Source organism: Clostridium sp. 16K-1-R1, assembly GCF_023921145.1.
In the GTDB taxonomy this organism is placed as follows: Bacteria; Bacillota; Clostridia; order Clostridiales; family Clostridiaceae; genus Sarcina; species Sarcina perfringens.
In genome coordinates, this window is the sequence record NZ_CP046515.1 from 2,245,700 (window position 1) to 2,265,510 (window position 19,811).

Annotated in this window: 17 protein-coding genes; all 17 read right to left on the reverse strand. The window is 28.7% G+C overall.

Annotated features, from left to right (window positions below):
- Nucleotides 1-8: 8 nt before the first annotated feature.
- Entirely contained in the window at nucleotides 9-893 is an 885-nt protein-coding gene (locus tag GOM42_RS09860) for a YicC/YloC family endoribonuclease (protein ID WP_003449417.1), read from the reverse strand.
- Nucleotides 894-1,111: 218 nt separating this feature from the next.
- A complete protein-coding gene (locus GOM42_RS09865) occupies nucleotides 1,112-2,509 on the reverse strand; it encodes an NCS2 family permease (protein WP_110077186.1) in 1,398 nt (465 codons plus the stop codon).
- A 257-nt stretch (nucleotides 2,510-2,766) separates the two neighbouring features.
- The gene (locus tag GOM42_RS09870) at nucleotides 2,767-3,750 is read right to left on the reverse strand and encodes an asparaginase (protein WP_003458466.1); all 984 of its coding nucleotides are present in this window, start codon (nucleotides 3,748-3,750) and stop codon (nucleotides 2,767-2,769) included.
- Nucleotides 3,751-4,100: 350 nt separating this feature from the next.
- Nucleotides 4,101-5,576, reverse strand: a complete 1,476-nt coding sequence (gene spoIVA / locus GOM42_RS09875) for a stage IV sporulation protein A (RefSeq protein ID WP_003458520.1) — start codon at nucleotides 5,574-5,576, stop codon at nucleotides 4,101-4,103.
- A gap of 332 nt (nucleotides 5,577-5,908) precedes the next feature.
- Nucleotides 5,909-6,904 (reverse strand): NAD(P)H-dependent glycerol-3-phosphate dehydrogenase, encoded by a 996-nt coding sequence (locus GOM42_RS09880; protein ID WP_110077187.1) that lies wholly within the window; start codon nucleotides 6,902-6,904, stop codon nucleotides 5,909-5,911.
- Nucleotides 6,905-6,908: 4 nt separating this feature from the next.
- Nucleotides 6,909-8,225, reverse strand: a complete 1,317-nt coding sequence (gene der, locus GOM42_RS09885) for a ribosome biogenesis GTPase Der (protein WP_003458514.1) — start codon at nucleotides 8,223-8,225, stop codon at nucleotides 6,909-6,911.
- A 2-nt stretch (nucleotides 8,226-8,227) separates the two neighbouring features.
- On the reverse strand, nucleotides 8,228-9,565 hold the full coding sequence (locus GOM42_RS09890; RefSeq protein ID WP_003458424.1) for a radical SAM protein: 1,338 nt from the start codon (nucleotides 9,563-9,565) through the stop codon (nucleotides 8,228-8,230).
- A 326-nt stretch (nucleotides 9,566-9,891) separates the two neighbouring features.
- Complete coding sequence (pnpS, locus tag GOM42_RS09895) at nucleotides 9,892-11,607, reverse strand: two-component system histidine kinase PnpS (RefSeq protein ID WP_025648211.1); 1,716 nt, start codon at nucleotides 11,605-11,607, stop codon at nucleotides 9,892-9,894.
- A 13-nt stretch (nucleotides 11,608-11,620) separates the two neighbouring features.
- The gene (gene pgeF / locus GOM42_RS09900; protein WP_003458458.1) at nucleotides 11,621-12,325 is read right to left on the reverse strand and encodes a peptidoglycan editing factor PgeF; all 705 of its coding nucleotides are present in this window, start codon (nucleotides 12,323-12,325) and stop codon (nucleotides 11,621-11,623) included.
- A gap of 165 nt (nucleotides 12,326-12,490) precedes the next feature.
- Complete coding sequence (nrdR, locus tag GOM42_RS09905) at nucleotides 12,491-12,940, reverse strand: transcriptional regulator NrdR (RefSeq protein ID WP_003449440.1); 450 nt, start codon at nucleotides 12,938-12,940, stop codon at nucleotides 12,491-12,493.
- Between the two features lie 61 nt (nucleotides 12,941-13,001).
- The gene (locus tag GOM42_RS09910; RefSeq protein ID WP_003458476.1) at nucleotides 13,002-13,274 is read right to left on the reverse strand and encodes a YlmC/YmxH family sporulation protein; all 273 of its coding nucleotides are present in this window, start codon (nucleotides 13,272-13,274) and stop codon (nucleotides 13,002-13,004) included.
- A gap of 140 nt (nucleotides 13,275-13,414) precedes the next feature.
- On the reverse strand, nucleotides 13,415-14,188 hold the full coding sequence (gene sigG, locus GOM42_RS09915) for an RNA polymerase sporulation sigma factor SigG (protein WP_003449454.1): 774 nt from the start codon (nucleotides 14,186-14,188) through the stop codon (nucleotides 13,415-13,417).
- 74 nt (nucleotides 14,189-14,262) lie between these two features.
- On the reverse strand, nucleotides 14,263-14,970 hold the full coding sequence (gene sigE, locus GOM42_RS09920; protein WP_003449468.1) for an RNA polymerase sporulation sigma factor SigE: 708 nt from the start codon (nucleotides 14,968-14,970) through the stop codon (nucleotides 14,263-14,265).
- A 13-nt stretch (nucleotides 14,971-14,983) separates the two neighbouring features.
- A complete protein-coding gene (gene spoIIGA / locus GOM42_RS09925) occupies nucleotides 14,984-15,790 on the reverse strand; it encodes a sigma-E processing peptidase SpoIIGA (RefSeq protein WP_252597654.1) in 807 nt (268 codons plus the stop codon).
- A 404-nt stretch (nucleotides 15,791-16,194) separates the two neighbouring features.
- Nucleotides 16,195-17,340 carry a cell division protein FtsZ gene (gene ftsZ / locus GOM42_RS09930; RefSeq protein WP_003449411.1) on the reverse strand — a complete coding sequence of 382 codons (1,146 nt, stop codon included), beginning with the start codon at nucleotides 17,338-17,340 and terminating at the stop codon, nucleotides 16,195-16,197.
- A gap of 13 nt (nucleotides 17,341-17,353) precedes the next feature.
- Nucleotides 17,354-18,592 (reverse strand): cell division FtsA domain-containing protein, encoded by a 1,239-nt coding sequence (locus tag GOM42_RS09935; RefSeq protein WP_003481817.1) that lies wholly within the window; start codon nucleotides 18,590-18,592, stop codon nucleotides 17,354-17,356.
- 77 nt (nucleotides 18,593-18,669) lie between these two features.
- The gene (locus tag GOM42_RS09940) at nucleotides 18,670-19,722 is read right to left on the reverse strand and encodes a type IV pilus twitching motility protein PilT (protein WP_003451114.1); all 1,053 of its coding nucleotides are present in this window, start codon (nucleotides 19,720-19,722) and stop codon (nucleotides 18,670-18,672) included.
- Nucleotides 19,723-19,811 lie beyond the last annotated feature (89 nt).

Sequence of the window (19,811 nt, forward strand, 5' to 3'; positions counted from 1 at the left end):
ACCTCCTATTATTCTATGTTTTGAACTTGTTCTCTAATCTTTTCAATAATATTTTTTATATCTATAACCTTGTTGGTTATTTCTAAATCTGTTGACTTTGATGCTATTGTATTAGCTTCTCTGTTCATTTCTTGTACTATGAAATCTAGCTTTCTACCTATAGGTTCATCTAAAGTTAAAGTTTTTCTTAATTGATTAATATGACTTCTAAGTCTTATTATCTCTTCATCAATTGAAGCTTTGTCAGCAAAAACGGCAACTTCCATAGCTACTCTGTTTTCATCTACTGGAACTTCCCCTAATAAATTCTTAAGTCTATCCTCTAACTTTTGCTTATAAGAAGCAACAATAACCTCTGCCTTTTCTTCTATAAAAGCTACTATTTCTTCTATAGAGCTACACTTAACTAATATATCACTAGCTAATTTCTCACCTTCAACTTTTCTCATAGAAATCATATTTTCTACAGCCATATTTAATAGTGAGTTTATCTCTTCCCATATAGCTTCTAAATCTTCTGATTTTTCTTCTATAGTTATTACATCTGGGTATCTAGCAACTAATGATAAACTTAAGTCGTCTTGCATATTAGGAAATAAGGACTTTAATTGTTCTAAAGAATTTACATAACTCTTAGCTAAATCTTCATTTAAAACAGCAACTCCTTGATTTTTAGCATAATCTTTATAATTTATAAAGATATCAACTTTTCCCCTGCTAAGTTTAGAAGAAATAATATTTCTTATTTTTTCTTCTAAAGAAACCATACTTCTTGGCATTCTTATGTTCATGTCTAAATATCTATGGTTTACACTCTTCATTTCTAGAGAAAATATTCTTTCTTTTCCCTCTTCACTAGTTGCTCTCCCAAAACCAGTCATACTTTTAACCATAAAGAGAGCCTCCTTGAAAATAATCTAAATATAGATTAATATAAAATCCAAGTAATAACAAGTTATTTTTTACATTTTGTTAACATTTATTTTTTAAGACTTATTTCTTCTACATAAAAAGACTTTACCTAAGTCTCAAATTATTTTTTATTAAATAACTCTCGATCCTATAGTAAAGTCTTTTAAAGTACATATTCTAAATAAAATTTATTTTTATCTTAACCTATCATTTGAGTAATTAATGGTAGACAAAGTTTTATTACAAATATAATCGCTAAAACTATCATTACCATTGATAATTCTTTTTTATCTTCTTTCTTTTTAGTAAAGATATTGTGTAATATATTTAATATTACATATGCTAAAACTCCAATTGTTAATCCATCACCTATGCTATAAGTTAAAGGCATTAAAGCTATTATTAAAAATGCTGGTACTGCATCTGTAATATCACTAAAATCTATTTTTAACACACTAGTTAGCATTAAATATCCAACATATATTAAAGCTGGTGCAGTAGCACATGCTGGTACTGCTACAAATATTGGTGAGAAAAACATTGCTAAGAAAAATAAAGCCCCTATTGTTATAGCTGTTAATCCTGTTCTACCACCTTCTTCAACTCCAGTAGCACTTTCAACATAAACTGTTACAGTAGATGTTCCAAGTAAAGCGCCTGCCGTAGTTGCTATAGCATCTGTCATTAATGCTTTACCAGCATTAGGAACTCTTCCCTTCTTATCTAACATATTAGCTCTTGAAGCTACTCCTATTAAAGTTCCTACTGTATCAAAAAAATCAACAAATAAAAATGTGAAAACTATAGTTATAAAATTAAATACATGCTGTGGTGAAGTTAAATATGAAAAATTAACTTTACCTGCTATTGGAGCTATTGATTCAAATTTAAATATTCCATTTGGTAAATAGATTCCCATACTAGCTGCGGCTTCAGTATTTATTAAAGCATATCCCCAAGCTAAAAGAGTTGAAACTACTATACCAACTAGCATTGAACCTTTAACTTTTTTCTTTTCTAAAATTACTATTATACAAAGTCCGACCATTGCTATTAACATTTTAGGACCAACTTGTCCCATAGCAACCATTGTATCTGGATTTCCAATAACAACTCCAGCTCCATTAAATCCTATGAAAGCTATGAAAAGACCTATCCCTGCTGTAACTGCATATTTTAAATTTATTGGAATTGCATCAACAACAGCCTCTCTTACTTTAAATAATGATAAAAGTATAAATATTATTCCTTCTACAAAAACAGCTGTAAGAGCTACTTCCCAAGAAATTCCCATTCCTATAACTACTGAAAAAGTAAAGAATGCATTTAGTCCCATTCCAGGAGCTAGTCCAAAAGGTAATTTAGCATAAAACCCCATTATTAAACATCCGATAACTGCTGATATACATGTTGCCGTTACTATAGCACCTGCTGGCATTCCTGTTGCGCTTAATATAGATGGATTTACAGCTATTATATAAGCCATTGCTAAGAAACTTGTTGTTCCAGCTAAGAATTCTCTCTTATATTCACTTTTATTCTCAGGTAAAACACGTAAATTTCCTTCTTCCCTTAAAGCATGAATTTTATTTTCCATAAAAAACCTCCACATTCGTCTTAAGTTCATAAATATAAAAAAGCTATTTTAAGTTTAGTAAACTTAAAATAGCTTTTATCCAATTATTGAATAATAACTTTAATCAAGTTTACTATTAACATTCCTCATTGAAAAATACGAACATTTTTATATAAAATGAACTTTTCATCTGTCTACGAATGTTATTGTACACTATTCTAAGTTATTATTCAATAATTATCGAATATTTTTTATTATTATTTTAAAAATATATGTGTTTAATATCTTTCTTTCTCAAAACTATGTTTAATATATCTATAATCTTTATTAAATCCAAGAAGAGTTAAAAGCTTTATTCTAGCCTTTTGACTTGGCATACTTTCTCCAAATATAACACCAAGCTCTTTAAGATTTTTTCCACCTCCAAGATATCCATAGCTATCACTTACTCTTCCTTCAAAACATCTTGAAGTAAGTACTATAACTATTCCCTTATCTAAGGCATCTTTTATTGCATCAACCATAGTTGGTGGTACATTTCCTCTTCCTAAAGCTTCTATTATGATTCCATCATATTTTTTCTCTATACAGTGATATATAAAATCTCCATCCATACCTGCAGCACATTTTATTATGGCTACTTTTTTATCAATAACCTCTAATGGTATAAAATCTTCCTGTGGAACTCTTCTATCAAATATTACCCTATTATTATCAACTATTCCTATTGGGCCAAAATTAGGTGTTCTAAAAGCATTTAAAGCCATTGAATTAGCCTTAGTTACCTCTGAAGCACTATTTAATTCCCCATTAAAACAAACTAGAACTCCTCTATTTTTTGCTTCATCTGATGCAGCTGTACATATTGATGCAGCTAAGTTAGCTGGTCCATCATATCCTAACTCTGATCCACTTCTCATAGCTCCAGTAAAAACTATTGGTTTACTTGTCTTAGTTGTTAAATTAACAAAATAAGATGTTTCTTCTAGAGTATCTGTTCCATGAGTTACTACAACTCCATCTATATCTTCTCTCTCTACTAAAGCATTTATAAATTTTGATAGTTCAAGCATTATCTCTGGAGTAATATGTGGACTTGGTAATGAAGAAAAGCTATGTGACTCTATTGTTGCAAAGCTTTCTATTCCTGTTACCATAGCCATTATTTCCTCTCCTGTCAAACTTGGAACTGCAGCCTTTATTCTATCATCAACTTTCATTGATATTGTTCCACCATTAAAAATTACAGCTATTTTCTTCATGAGTACCTCCGAATTTCTTTTTTATTTGACTAAGTATCATTCGTCACAATGCTTATTATAATTAAATTAATAATTCTATTCAATCTTTGCAAAGCTAAACTTATATTAAATACTAATAAGCCCTAATAACTTAATCATTCCCCTAATAATTATAATCTTTTTACAAATTTTATAAAACTAATAAATTAAAGCATATTTTTTAATATAATCTTCTTTTCGTAAAATACATATATTATAAAAATACTTATATATATTTTTCACATTCTAAAATTCATAGAATTACTTCATTAAAAATTTAAAAGACCATATCAAAATAAAATTTGATATGGTCTTTGAATATATTAATTACCTTAGAAAATAATACAGATTAAATTTCCTTCCCCTTCATTGATGATTCTTTGAAGAGTTTTTTGAATCTTGCTTTGAATATCATCTGGCATCTTATAAAGTTTGCTTCTTAAACCTTCTTGAACTAATGTCTCTAAGGACTTACCAAACATATTGCTTTGCCATAATTTTTCCGGATCACTTTCAAATTGCTCAAGTAATGTTTTAAATACCTCTTGAGTTTCTTTTTCAGTTCCCATTATTGGGCAAATTTCTGTTTGAATATCTGCTTTTATTAAATGTAGACTAGGAGCACTAGCCTTAAGTTTTACAACATATTTTGAACCTTGCTTATCAATATCTGGTTTTTCAAACTTCATTTCTGATAATTGCGGAGCAACTAGTCCATAACCTGTTTCCTTAACACTATTTATTGCTTCAGCTACCTTATCATATTCAGATTTTGCTTTATGCAAATCTTTGATTAAAGCTATTAAATCACTTTCATCATTTAATTCTTCATCACACATTTCACTTATTATTTTATAGAAGATGCCATTTTTAGGAGTCATTTTAACTCTTACAGTTCCATCCCCTAAATTCATCTCACTTATATCTGCTACCCCTAAGAAATCTTCTCCATAAGTACTAAGTAGATCCTTAACGTCTCTAATTTTTGATATGTTTTTACACATGTCTTTAACTATGTCTATAAAATTAGATTTTAACCAATGAGAAGGCTCTAATTTTTCAATCCATTTTGGCATGTCTATATTAATTTCCTTAACTGGAAATTCTTTAAGTACTTTTGTAAATAAATCGTTTATGTCATTTTCATTCATATTGGCTACATCCATTATTTGAACTGGAACTCCATATCTGATTTCTAATTCTTGTTTTAAGTCTAAAGTCTCTTCTGCCCTTGGATCTAATGAATTAAGTACAATTATAAAAGGTTTGTCTATTGATTTTAACTCAGCTACAACTCTTTCTTCAGCATCTAAGTAATCATCACGATCTATACCAGTTATACTTCCATCTGTAGTAACTACTAATCCTATTGTTGAATGGTCTGTTATTACTTTTCTAGTTCCTATCTCCGCTGCATCTTCAAATGGAATTTCATAGTCAAACCAAGGAGTATGAACTTTTTTAGATTCTCCATCATCAAAATAACCATTAGCCCCTTTAACAATGTATCCAACACAATCAACCATTCTCACACTAAACTTAATGCCATCATCTAAAGCAATTTCTACTGCCTCATTAGGTACAAATTTAGGCTCTGTTGTATGAATAGTTTTTCCTGATCCACTTTGTGGTAATTCATCCTTTGCTCTTTCCTTTTTGTAAGCATTATCAATCTTAGGTATTACCATTAAGTCCATAAATCTTTTTATAAATGTAGATTTACCTGTTCTTACTGGCCCAACAACTCCAACATAAATATCTCCCTGTGTTCTTTCTGCTATATCTTTGTATATATTGAAATCTTCCAAGATACACCCTCCTATAAATATTATTAACACTATATATATATTAGAAACTTTGAAAAAGTATACTGTTTAGCAAAATATATTTTTACTTTAATTGGATATACTTTTTAACTCCTTTATCTAAACTTCAACTTTCTCTTTCTAATATTATGTATTAATATTATTTATTCAAAAAAATCTAAATTAATGCTATTTATTTTAAATATTTTTATTTTTTTATATGTAAGACTTAGCATAATTTTATAACTACATAAAAAACATTTTTTATAAACACTGCCCACTTTTAATTAAAACAAAAAGAGATAGAAAATTTTCTATCTCTTTTAAATCAAATTTTATATTTCTTCTTTTTTCTTATCTCTTTCCATTAAAAGGCTTACAGCATTTTCTGCCTTTGCCCCTTCAAAAAGAACTTTGTATGCTATATCAGTTATAGGCATTGTTACTCCTTCTTTTTCTTTTAACTCATAGAAGGCTTTACAAGCTTTTATTCCTTCAACAACCATTCCTACTTCCTCTATAGCTTCTTCAGCAGTTTTCCCTTCACCTATAAGTATTCCAGCTCTTCTGTTTCTTGAATGCATACTTGTACAAGTAACTATTAAATCACCCATACCAGTTAATCCAAAGAAAGTTTCAGCTTTTCCACCCATTTTAATTCCTATTCTAGCTATTTCAGCCATTCCTCTAGTCATTAATGCTGCCTTAGAATTGTCTCCATATCCTATACCGTCACAAACACCTGCCGCTAAGGCTATAATGTTTTTAACAGCTCCTCCAATTTCAACACCTATGATATCATCATTAGTATATATTCTAAAGTTTTTATCCATAAATAGGTCTTGAACTTTCTCTGCACATTCCATACATTCTGAACTTGCAACTAAAGTTGTTGGAATTCCCTTTGAAACCTCTTCTGCATGACTTGGCCCAGATAAAACTACGACCTTATTATTTGGTAATTCTTGATTTATAACTTGAGATAGTCTCAAATTAGTACCCTCTTCGATTCCTTTAGCAATATTAATAATTATTACATCATCATTAATTTTACCCTTTAGGTTTTTACAAGCTGTTCTTATAACATGAGAAGGTACTGCAAGAACTACATATTCAGCCCCATTTAAAGCTTCATCTAAGTCTTTATAAGCAGTGACATTAGTAGGAATAGTTAAATCTTTTATATATTTGTCATTCTTTCTGTTTACGTTAATGTCATTTATTACATTTTCATCTCTATCCCACAGAGAAACCGTAACACCTTTATTCCCCAATAATATACCTAAAGAAGTTCCAAAACTTCCTGCTCCTAAAAAAGCCACTTTACTCATAAAATTACTCCTTTCTAGCTCTATATTCTATTTCTATACCAGTTCCATCAAAATCAAAACTTTCTCTTAATTGGTTTTCTAAATATCTACCATATGAGAAATGTAATAAATTAGGGTCATTTACAAAGAACACAAACTTAGGTGGCTTTGTAGCAACCTGAGTAGCATAGTATATTTTTAATCTCTTTAAGGCTACAACTGGTGGCTCTTTCATTAAAACAGCCTTACTTATAACATCATTTAATAATCCAGTTGAAACTCTCTTAGAGTAATTATCATAGCAATATTTAGCTGTTGATAATATTTTATGTACTCTTTGTCCTGTTAAAGCTGATATGAATAAGTATTTAGCATATGGCATAAACTTAAGTTTTTGTTGTAAGTCTTTTTGATAATTACTTAATGTTTTATCATCTTTTTCAATAAGATCCCATTTATTTACAACAACCATAATTGCTTTATTCATTTCATGAGCATATCCTATTATTTTTTCATCTTGCTCAGTTATTCCTTGCTCAGCATCTATTACAAGTATAGCTACATCAGCTTTCTCTATAGCAGCATAAGTTCTGATTACACTATATCTTTCTATTTCTTCTTTTACTTTACTTTTTCTTCTTAATCCAGCAGTATCAACTAAGATGAATTTTCCATCTTCTGTTTCTAAGTAACTATCTATAGAATCCCTTGTTGTTCCTGGAACATTACTTACTATAACTCTCTCTTCACCTAATAATCTATTTATAAGTGATGATTTACCTACATTTGGTTTACCTATCATAGCTATTCTAATATATTCATCATCCTCTTCATCTTCTGAAGGATCATTAAAATATTTAACAACTTCATCTAGCATATCTCCAAGTCCTAATCCTTGAGATGCTGATATAGTTATAGGATCTCCAATTCCTAAATTGTAGAACTCATAGCTATTTTCTTCTAAAGCTAATCTATCTATTTTATTAACTACTAAAACAACAGGCTTTTTACTTTTTCTAAGCATTTGTGCAACTTCTTGGTCAGCAGCAGTAAGTCCTTCCTTACCATCAACAACGAATACTATTACATCAGCCATTTCTATAGCAATTTGCGCTTGTCTTCTCATTTGTTTAACAATTATATCACTACTTTCAGGCTCTATTCCACCTGTATCTATCATTGTGAATTTTCTGTTTAACCATTCTGATTCTGCATATACTCTGTCTCTAGTAACCCCTGGTGTATCTTGTACTATTGAAATTCTTTTTCCTGCTAATTTATTGAAAAGAGTCGACTTACCTACGTTCGGTCTTCCAACCATAGCAACTATTGGTTTACTCATTCTTATTCCTCCTCACAGTGTTCATTTATTAAGTCTATTAGGTCTTCCCCTGTATAGCTACAAACTATAACTTTAACTCCCAATCTTTCCTCAATATCCTTTGCTGTCAAATCATCTAACATTATTCTTTGAGTTATATCTCCTGGCTCGTAACCTTTTCTAAACATGTTATCTGCCATAATTAAGTACTCACTATCAATGTTATCCTTAAGTTGAGCAATAACATCTTGCCCAGTTAAAAGTCCTGCAACTGTTATTGTGTGCCCAAAGAAATCATTTAATATAACCTTACACTTAATATCTATATTATTATTCTCTTCTCTTATATCAGTACAAACCTGATCTAATTCTTTAAATGCAGATGTTCCTGTAATAAGAGTAAATTTACCTTTTCCACTTTTAGTTAACTTATTCTTTATATCTACTGCCATGGTTTCTCTTAGAAGTCTTATCATTCCAACTCCGTCTTCTATTTGCTCATATCCATTATAGAATTCTTCATTTGGAACTTCCTCATCTGCCATAACATAAAACTCATCTGATAATCTTACAAATGGGCTTCCTATTTCTTTCATATATTTTTCTTGAAGAACTTTTATTCTATCTAATTCTTCTTTAGCTGTTTCTTTATTATATATTTCAAGGTCAGCTAATCCTTCTCTAAACTTTGTTATTCCAATTGGTACAGCAGCAACATTTTCTATTGAAGGACGTAATTTATAAAGATCTTCTACAGTTCTAACTAATTCGTCTCCATTGTTTATTCCTGGCATAACAACTATTTGAGCATTTACAGTTATACCAGCTGCCGCTAATTTTTGTAATCTTTCATATACATTCCCTGCAAATCTATTATTAAGAATTTTTTTTCTTAAATCTGGATTTGTTGTATGAACTGATACATTTATAGGACTTATTCTATATTTTATAATTCTATCAATATCTTCATCCTTCATATTTGTTAAAGTAACAAAGTTACCTTGTAAAAATGAAAGTCTTGAATCATCGTCCTTAAAATATAAAGTTTTTCTCATTCCCTTTGGTAATTGATCTATGAAGCAAAATATACATTTATTTGTACAACTTTTAGCTTTGTCTAGGATGGCCTCTTCAAATTCCACTCCTAAATCTTCGCCATATTCCTTTTCTATTTCAAACTCCCAAACCTCTTTGTTTGGTTTTAATATTTCTACCTCAACGTATTCGTCTGCTAATAAAAATCTATAATCAAGTATATCTTCAACTTTAGTACCGTTTATGCTTAATAGTATATCTCCCTTTTCAAAGCCTAATTCCTCACCAATTCCTCCTGGTAAGACTTCAGCAATTCTACTTTTCATATGCTTCACTCCTATTTTAGTACTATCTATGTTATATTACCTTAATTAAATAATGTAGTCAACTGAAATAACTTTATACCTATATATTGTGTTTTGTTTCAATTACTAACTTTTTATTTAACTCTAAATTTAATTATTAACTTTTTCATTAAGCTTTAAACTATGTTGTTTAAATATTAAAAAGTAATCCCCTAAAAAAATTTTGAGGATTACTTTTAATAGCTTTCTCTTAATTCTATTATAGTAAAAAAATTTTTAAATATATAACTAATTATATAATAAGTGTTATAAATTTAAAGGTGTTATAAAGTATTAATTAACTAAAATTATATATTTATAGGTATAGTTATTACTATTTTAGTTCCTACTCCTAGTTCACTAGTTACATTTATCTCACCATCAAAAAGTCTAACTATATGTTTAACTATGGCAAGACCTAGTCCAGTTCCACCACTTTCTCTACTTCTAGCTTTATCTACTCTATAAAATCTTTCAAATATCCTTGGAAGATCCTCTGCACTTATTCCAATTCCATTATCCTCAATAACTAAAACAAGATTCATGTCACGATTATAACTTTCAACTCTTACCTTTCCACCTTTTTCAGTATATTTAACAGAATTGCTTACAAGATTAAGTAACATTTGTTTAAACTTATCCTTATCTCCCATAAGAACACAATTGCTATTTGTATCTAAAAATATTTCCACACCTTTTTTCTTAGCTTGATCATTTAATAGCATATAAACTTTTTCAATTTCTTCATCAACATTAAATTCTTCTAAAACAGTACTTCTTTTTTGTTCTATTTCATAAAGACATAATATATCCTCTAAAAGTCTTGCTAATCTATCTGATTCTTCATCTATTATGCTTAAAAATTTATTTCTAGTTTCATCATCATCTACATATCTTAAGGTTTCTGCAAAACCTTTAATTGATGTAAGTGGGGTCTTAAGTTCATGAGATATATTAGCTACGAATTGACTTCTCATGTTTTCAAGCTTTTTAATATCTGTAATATCTTGTATAACCACAACTGTCCCTATTATTTCTGGTTCATTTATTATACTTGCTTTTCTTATTTTTAATATTTTTGGATCATCATTATAGTTAACTTCAATTTCAACCCTATCTTTTTCATCAAAAAAGGCCTTTAGTACCTCTTTATCAGTTATATAATCCACAAGTTTATTTCCAATAATCTCTCCGCTTATGCCAAATATTTTTTTAGCATAAGGATTTATCATTAAAACATTCATATCTCTGTCAAAAGCTATTACTCCACTACCCATACTTTTTAATATGGCTTCTAATCCATTTTGTTTATCTTTAAATCTCTCCATGGTTATTTCTAATTGCTCTGCCATATAATTAAAGCTTTTTCCTAGTCTTTGAATTTCATCATCTTTAGAATTAATTTTTACTCTTTTATGAAAATTACCACTTGCAATAGTAGAGGTTAATTGTTCTAATTCCTTTAGTGGATTTAATATTATATTAGTTATTTTAACAGTTAAAAGTAAGGCAATGACTAAGGATAATATAACCCCTACTAATAAATAGTTACTATTTATGCTATCTAGTATTTTTGCATTTTCAACAGCTATTGATGTTCTAACAATAGAGCCATCCTTAAGTTTAAGTGCACTATAGATCATGTTTTGATGAAGATCATTACTATATCTTACACTGCTTCCTAAACCACTTTCTATGGCTTCTATTATTTCTTGTCTCTTAAGATAACTTTCATTATCATTGATTAATTTTTTATGGGTATCAAAAATAACATTTCCATCCTTACTGATATATGTTATTCTTATATTTTTCATATCATTATTTGATTCTATTCTTTCTAATTCACTCTTAATATTTCCATTATCATTTTCTAACAATAAAGCTATGACCTTATTATATTCATTTAGAACATTCTTTGATTCCTCTAAATATTTATGATTTGATATTACTAAGTACATAGAAGTCATTATTGCTAGAAAAAATGTTATTATTAGTGTTGTAAAAATAATAATCCTTTTTTTCATTTATTAATCCACCTTAATCAATAAATATTGATGAAAATAATCTTCCTGACTTTTCTTGATCCTGTCTATAACTATGCATCTTCACTTCTTTTTCACAATAAGTACAAATTCTAGTAGAAGTTATATTTTCTTTTTTAACAATACCCTTAAGCTGAATTTCTACACACTTCTCAAGATTTAGCATTCTTCCATTACATACATCTTTCCCAAATTCTTCACTGAACTTCTCTGCTAAATCTTCACTTACTTCATAACAACATTGTCTTACGTGAGGGCCTATTATTACTTTAATATTTTCACAACCATATTTCTCTTTCATATATTCACAAGTTTTTCTAGCTATTTTATTGTATGTTCCTTTCCATCCACTATGAATAGCTGCAATTACTTCCTTCTCTTTATCATAAGCTATAACTGGAACACAATCTGCTGTAAAAACTCCTATAAGTGTGTTTTTATCCGTAGTAACTAAGGAATCACAGTCTCTATCCCCTTTAAAATTTTCAAAAGTTGCATCAATAAAATCACTACTATGTGTTTGGTTAACATAAACTACCTTGTCTACTTTAAATATTTCCTTTAAGTCCTCTAAATTTTTCTTTCCCTCTTCATCTTCTTTTTTATAATTAACATTATTTAATGCAGTTGAAAATCTAACTTTTATATTTCCATCGTTAAAAACTATAAATTCTTTGTTATCTATTATTTCTCTTTTCATAACTTTCACCTCAAAAACACAAATTATAATCTACTTATTTTACCATATTATCATATTTCAACTCTTTGTTAAATTAAATTCAAGTTAAATATTATTTAAGTATATGGATAAATTAAAACAAATAAAAAAGCCACCTTAAAGAACTCTCTTTAAGATAGCTTAAAATTATTTCATTAAACTTTTTATTTCTTCCATAAAGGTATTAATATCTTTAAATTGTCTATATACAGAAGCAAATCTTACGTATGAAACTTCGTCTATATCCTTAAGTCTCTCCATTATCATTTCACCTATGTAATCAGACTTTATTTCTACCATCATTTTATTACTTATGTTTCGTTCAATATCAGCTGCTATTTCTTCTATTTGAGCCCTAGATACAGGTCTCTTTTGACACGCTTTAATTAATCCGCTTATGATTTTTTCTTTATTGAAACTTTCTCTACTTAAATCCTTTTTTATAACAAGTATTGGTATATCTTCTACCTTTTCGTAAGTTGTGTATCTTTTAGAACATCTTAAACATTCTCTTCTTCTTCTAATTGCATTATAATCTTCTGCAGATCTAGAATCCACAACTTTACTTTCTTCATAAGAACAGTAAGGACATCTCATTTTAAAATCCACGCCTTTCTCTAAGTTGTAATAATATTATACCCTCTTTTTTACTTAATTTCTATATATATTTTTGAACATCTAGTATATTTTTCCCTTTTGAATCTATTAGTATAACATCTACTCCAACTTTGTATACATCAGACCATTCTATCTCTATATCCTCTGACTTACTAAAAAAGGATGTTTTTTCTCCAGGTATTATAATAGATAATATTCTATTATCATCACAATCTATCTTAACATCAGCTATTAAGCCTAACTTTTTACCTTCACTTACATCTATCACTTCCATAGCCCTTAAATTATTTAAAGAAAATAAATTTTCTTCCATGTATAAACTCCTCCTAAACATATAATTATTATATTTAATTTATATGTTTAATTTTTATATTTATTAATTAGAAGAGGTAAAAAATACTAAATAACATAAGATTTTTAATTTATCCATAAAAAATAGAGCTCAAAAGAGCTCTATACATACTTCCTCATATGTTTTAATGCTATTTTTTCCAACCTTGAAACTTGTGCTTGAGATATACCAATTTCATCAGCTACCTCCATTTGAGTTCTTCCATTAAAGAATCTTAAATTCAATATAAGTTTTTCTCTATCGTTTAATTTCTTCATAGCTTCCTTTATTGCTATATTTTCAAGCCAACTATCATCTTGATTTTTTGAATCACTTATCTGATCCATTACATATATTGCATCTCCACCATCATGATAAATAGGCTCAAATAAAGAAACTGGATCTTGAATTGCATCTAGGGCAAAAACAACATCTTCCCTTGGAATTTTAAGCTCTTTTGCTATTTGAGATACAGTAGGTTCCTTATTATTTTCATTTACTAGCTTATCTCTTACAAGTAAAGCCTTATAAGCTATATCTCTTAAAGACCTACTTACTCTTATAGTGTTATTATCCCTTAAATATCTTCTTATTTCTCCTATTATCATTGGCACAGCATAAGTTGAAAATTTAACATTTTGTGATAAATCAAAGTTATCTATAGATTTCATAAGTCCTATACAACCAACTTGAAATAAATCATCTACATTTTCGCCTCTATTATTAAACCTTTGGATTACACTAAGCACTAATCTCAGATTCCCCTTAATAAATTTCTCTCTAGCACTTGTATCTCCATTTTGCATTTGTAGCAATAATTCTTTCATTTCTTTTTCTTTTAAAACTGGTAATTTAGCTGTATTGACTCCACATATTTCTACTTTATTTATCATCATAATTGAAATCAACCCCTTCGAAGTAATTCCCTTCCGCATTTTAATTATTACCTGTAGAGGTTAATTTTATACTCTTAAATCATTTTGTTAATTTCTTTCTTTAATCTTTTTATAATTTTCTTCTCTAACCTTGAAATATAAGATTGAGATATTCCTAGCATATCAGCTACTTCCTTTTGAGTTTTTTCTTTATATCCACATAGTCCAAATCTTAATTCAACAATTTCTTTTTCTCTATTTGAAAGATTCTTCATTGCAGTAAATAATAATTCCTTGTCAACTTCATCTTCTATCAGATTGTAAACAATATCATCATCTGTGCCAAGTATATCTGAAAGTAAAAGTTCATTTCCATCCCAATCTATATTTAAGGGCTCATAAAATGATATCTCAGCTTTAACCTTGCTATTTCTCCTTAAATACATAAGAATTTCATTTTCTATACATCTTGATGCATAGGTTGCAAGCTTTATCTTTTTTTCAGGATTAAATGTATTTACTGCCTTTATAAGTCCAATTGTTCCTACAGAAATTAAATCCTCAACTCCTACACCAGTATTCTCAAATTTTCTAGCTATATATACAACTAGTCTTAAATTTCTCTCAATAAGAATACTTCTAATAGCTTCATCATTCTCCCCTAACTTGTTAACTAACTCCTCTTCCTCTTCTTTACTAAGAGGTGCTGGAAGAACATCATTCCCCCCAACATAATAAATTGGTTCTACCATAATATCTAATTTAGTAAATAACTTATTAAGCAAAAGTCTTATATTTAACATAACCTAATCACCCCTATATAATTCCTCTAGACAATAAAGCTTCATATTCTCCCTCTTTACTTAATTTATTATCACAAAAACATAAGATTGCATCTCTTGTCATTGTTTCCCCATTAACATTACAAAGCTTTATATTGTCAATCTTAATCCCTTTCATATATCCTGAATTTCCATCAACTACTTTATACGGTATCCTAAATTGATATTTTTCCTTAATGTTTACCCCTCTAAACTTTTCTCTTTCTGCTATTATTACAGGCAATGCAGTTGCAGGCTCTACAAGTCCATTTCCTGTATCTAAAAAAGCTTTAATATTAACAACTTCTGAATCAATACATACATCTAAATCATATATAAAGTTATTTATAATAGCTCTATTTTTAAAATAATTCATAACTCCACTAACAAGTATGTAACTTATAATTAGTGAGAATATTATAGATTTAGTTGAATAATCATTTATTATAAAGGATTCTGAAATATTATACTGATTTTCAACTAAAGCAAACATAAAACAAGTACCACAAAAGGCAAAAGTTATCACTAAAAAAGTTATATATCTTTTTATTATTGTCTTTAACTCTCTTCTTTCTGATATTATAGTAATCATTCCAAAAGAAAAGAGTAGTTTTAAAGGCAATGATGTGAGTATATTTAATCCTGGAACAAAAACAAACAAGGTATATATTGCTCCTAAAAAAGCTGCTAATATTATTCTCTTGTAAATTATTGTATCTTTTAAGGTCTGTAAAGTTAAATAAAGTAGAAAAAAGTTAATTAAAAAATTTTCTAATATGACAATGTCAATATATACAGTCATAAATCAACTCACTCCCTATTTATAATTATAAAGCTTCTTATTCTAAAATTTTGTCATTATATATTCCATATGCATATTTTCTATCTTTCTTTTTCCTCATTATTCTACATTTTTCTACCAAATAAAAAATTCTTAATATTATAATTATTTTTTTCATGTCTATTCTTGCAATGAAAATGTATTCATTAAATATAAGTTCATAATTTATTAAACTATAAATAATAAAATTCAATATTTTTTTCCATTTCCTGAGTTTTAAATCCCAAAATATTGAAAAATAACTATAAAAACTTTTTATTTCTACATAAACTCTATTATAAATATATAAAATTTTTTCTAATTAAAGTAAAAATAAAAGCACTTATAGTAATTAATTACCATAAGTGCTTTTCTATTTAAAAATACTATCTTCTACCTCTTCTTAAAAACATAGGTATTTCTAAATCATCATTATATCTATCTTCTTGTTGAGTTTGTGAAGATGCAGCAACTTCTTGCTCAGCTACTTTTTCTTCAACATTTTCTACTATAACTTCTCTTTGAGTTTGAGTAGCTCCACTTGTTACTCCTTGAGCTCCCATTCCCATTCTTTGACGCTCTTTTTCAAATCCAGTAGCTATAACTGTTATTCTTATTTCATCTTTTAATGTTTCATCAATAACAGTACCAAATATTATGTTAGCATCTGGATCTGCAGCTTCTTGAACTATTTCTGCAGCTTCATTTATTTCTAATAAACCTAACTCAGAATCTCCTGTTACATTTAATAAAACTCCAGTAGCACCAACTATTGATGTTTCTAATAATGGAGATGATATTGCTTCTCTTGCAGCATCTTGTGCTCTTGTTTCTCCTTTACCATATCCAACACCCATGTGTGCTAAGCCTTTATCTAACATAACAGCTCTAACGTCTGCAAAGTCTAAGTTTATTAAACCTGGATTAGTTATAAGATCTGATATACCTTGTACACCTTGTCTTAAAACATCATCAGCTTTCTTAAATGATTCTAATAAAGTTGTTTTCTTATCTACCATTGATAAAAGTCTTTCATTAGGTATTGTAACTAATGTATCAACTTTTTCTTTTAAATTTGCTATACCCATTTCAGCATGAGTCATTCTTCTTCTACCTTCAAATGGGAATGGCTTAGTAACTATACCTACTGTTAAGATTCCCATTGATTTAGCTATTTCAGCTACTACTGGTGCAGCTCCAGTACCAGTACCACCGCCCATACCAGCAGTTATAAATACCATATCAGCTCCTGATATAGCCTCTGTTATTTCATCTCTACTTTCCTCAGCAGCTTTTTTTCCTATTTCAGGATTTGCCCCTGCGCCTAGTCCTTTTGTAAGTTTATCGCCTATTTGAATTTTATTTTGGGCATGAGATAGTGTTAAGGCTTGTTTATCTGTATTTATAGCAATAAATTCAACATCTCTTAATCCTTCTTGAATCATTCTATTAACAGCGTTTCCGCCTCCGCCTCCACATCCAATTACCTTAATATTAGTAAATGATTGTATATCTACATCAAAATCTAACAAACTAATTCCTCCTTTAAAAAAGCTCCTCTAAGAACGCCATTATTTTGGAAAGCCCTCTCTTCTTTACACTTTTATTTTCACTTTTATTTTCTTTATCCACTGTTACTTTTCTTCCTGAAAGTAATTCTTCATCACATATTAATTTTAACCTATCATATACCTCTTTAACAATACTAATTGAATTAATTATTGAAGAATTGTCAAATAAAAATTGCTTTTTAGTGAAAATTCTTACATCCTTATCAGTTGTATACTCTATTCTTTCCTTAATATGTTCATAATAACTAATGCCGTCACCAGTTAATATTATCATATCTGTGGTATTTAGAATATCCCTTTCCATCAATTTACTATTAACTAATTCTACTATTTCACTTAATCTTGCATCTATAATATCATGAATTAAATAGGTATCCAATATGTGTTCCTCAAAGGAAATATTATTATAATCCTTTCTAATACTATAATATTTTGAAGAATATTGCAATTTTAATCTTTCTGCTTCCTCTTCTGATATAGATAAACATATAGCTAAATCTTTGCTTATATTTCTTCCTCCTAATGGTATATAATCCATATCCTTTAGTGTATTCCCTTTGTAACTATATATTTGTGTTTCTTCTGCCCCTACATCTATAATTACAACATTTGAAGTTTCTGTTTTTTTACTTAAAAAAACATTTTTAAATCCAAATCCCAATGAAACTGTTCCTAAAACCTCATATCCAGCTTCTAAAATAATTTTATTTAAAGTGCTAATTTTAGATTTAGGAGCGATAATTAAATCTTCATCTATTTCTATTCTTTCAGCTCTAATTCCAATTGGATTCTGAACAAAGCCAAATTCTTCAGTATAGAATGAATTTATTGTACTATCTGCTACACATTCTTCCTCTGAAAGCTTTAATGTTCTTCCTTCTATATAAGCTTCTTCTATATTTTCTTTAAAAACTAATGAATCATCATTGTCAGTATAAGAATATCCCTTATTTTCTACCATTCTACAATCATTATTTTTTAATGATAAGTAAACACCTCGAATATTATGTCCACTTTTTTCTTCTAGTTCTTTTAGACATTCTTTAATAGTTTTTACAACAGACTCTTCATCTATTATTTTACCTTTAGATACACCTTGCAAATCTTTTACTACAAAATCTAATACTTCGAATTCTCCATTTTCATTTTCACCTGATATCGCCGCACAAATATTTCTGTTTCCAATATCTAGACCCACTATGTTTTTAGACATTTTTTCTATGTGTACCTCCCTATCTAAAAATTGTGATAATATATATATTCTCTTAAAAATTCAAATTACCTCTATATTTAATACATCAATAATCGACTTAAAATCTCCCTATCTATAGCAGAATTCATTGCCGTTTCTTGTGTTATTATACCTTCTCTATACAGATTAGCAAGTTCCATGTCCATCGTTCTCATTCCATATTTACTTCCAGTTTGGATAGAAGATTCTATTTGATGAGTTTTTCCTTCTCTTATTAAATTTTTTATAGCTGGTGTAGCAACCATTATTTCTAATGCAGCATTTCTATCTCCATCAACGGTTTCCACTAATTGTTGTGATATAATTATTTGTAAAACAGAAGCTAACTGTATTTTTATTTGTTCCTGCTGATGTGGTGGAAAAACATCTACTATTCTATCTATAGTCTTAGCAGCTCCTATAGTATGAAGAGTTGAAAATACTAAGTGTCCAGTCTCTGCCGCTGTTATAGCTGTTGAAATAGTCTCTAAATCTCTCATTTCTCCAATTAAAATAACATCAGGATCCTCTCTAAGAGCTGCTTTTAAGGCTCTTTCATAACTTAGAGTGTCCTTGCCTATCTCTCTTTGGTTTACAATAGATTTATTATGTTTATGAAGAAACTCTATAGGATCTTCTATTGTTATTATATGAGATTCTCTATTACTATTTATTTCATTGATTAAAGCTGCTAAAGTTGTACTTTTACCACTTCCAGTAGGTCCTGTAACTAATACAAGTCCTCTTTTAAGATTACATATATCCTTTAAAGTCTCAGGATATCCTAAACTATCTAAAGTTGGCATATCTAAAGATATAACTCTTATAGCTAAAGCTGTACTATTTCTTTGTTTATATATATTAACTCTAAATCTACCTTTACCATGTATTGAATATGATGTATCGTATTCTCCAATAGCATCATACTTTTCATATGCATCCTGTAATATCTCTCTAGCATACGCTTCAGTATCTTCAGGGCGTAATATTTCATGTTCTAACCTTACTAATTTTCCATTAACTTTTATTATAGGAGAAATACCTACTGTTAAATGCAAATCAGATGCTCCTTCTTTAACTGTTAACTCTAAAAGTTCTGCTAAACTTTGCATAAATCTCCTCCTAAACTTAATTCTTAATAAATAATTTGTTCACTTCATAAAGAAATGAACAAATTATTTATAGAAGAATCCACCTTTTT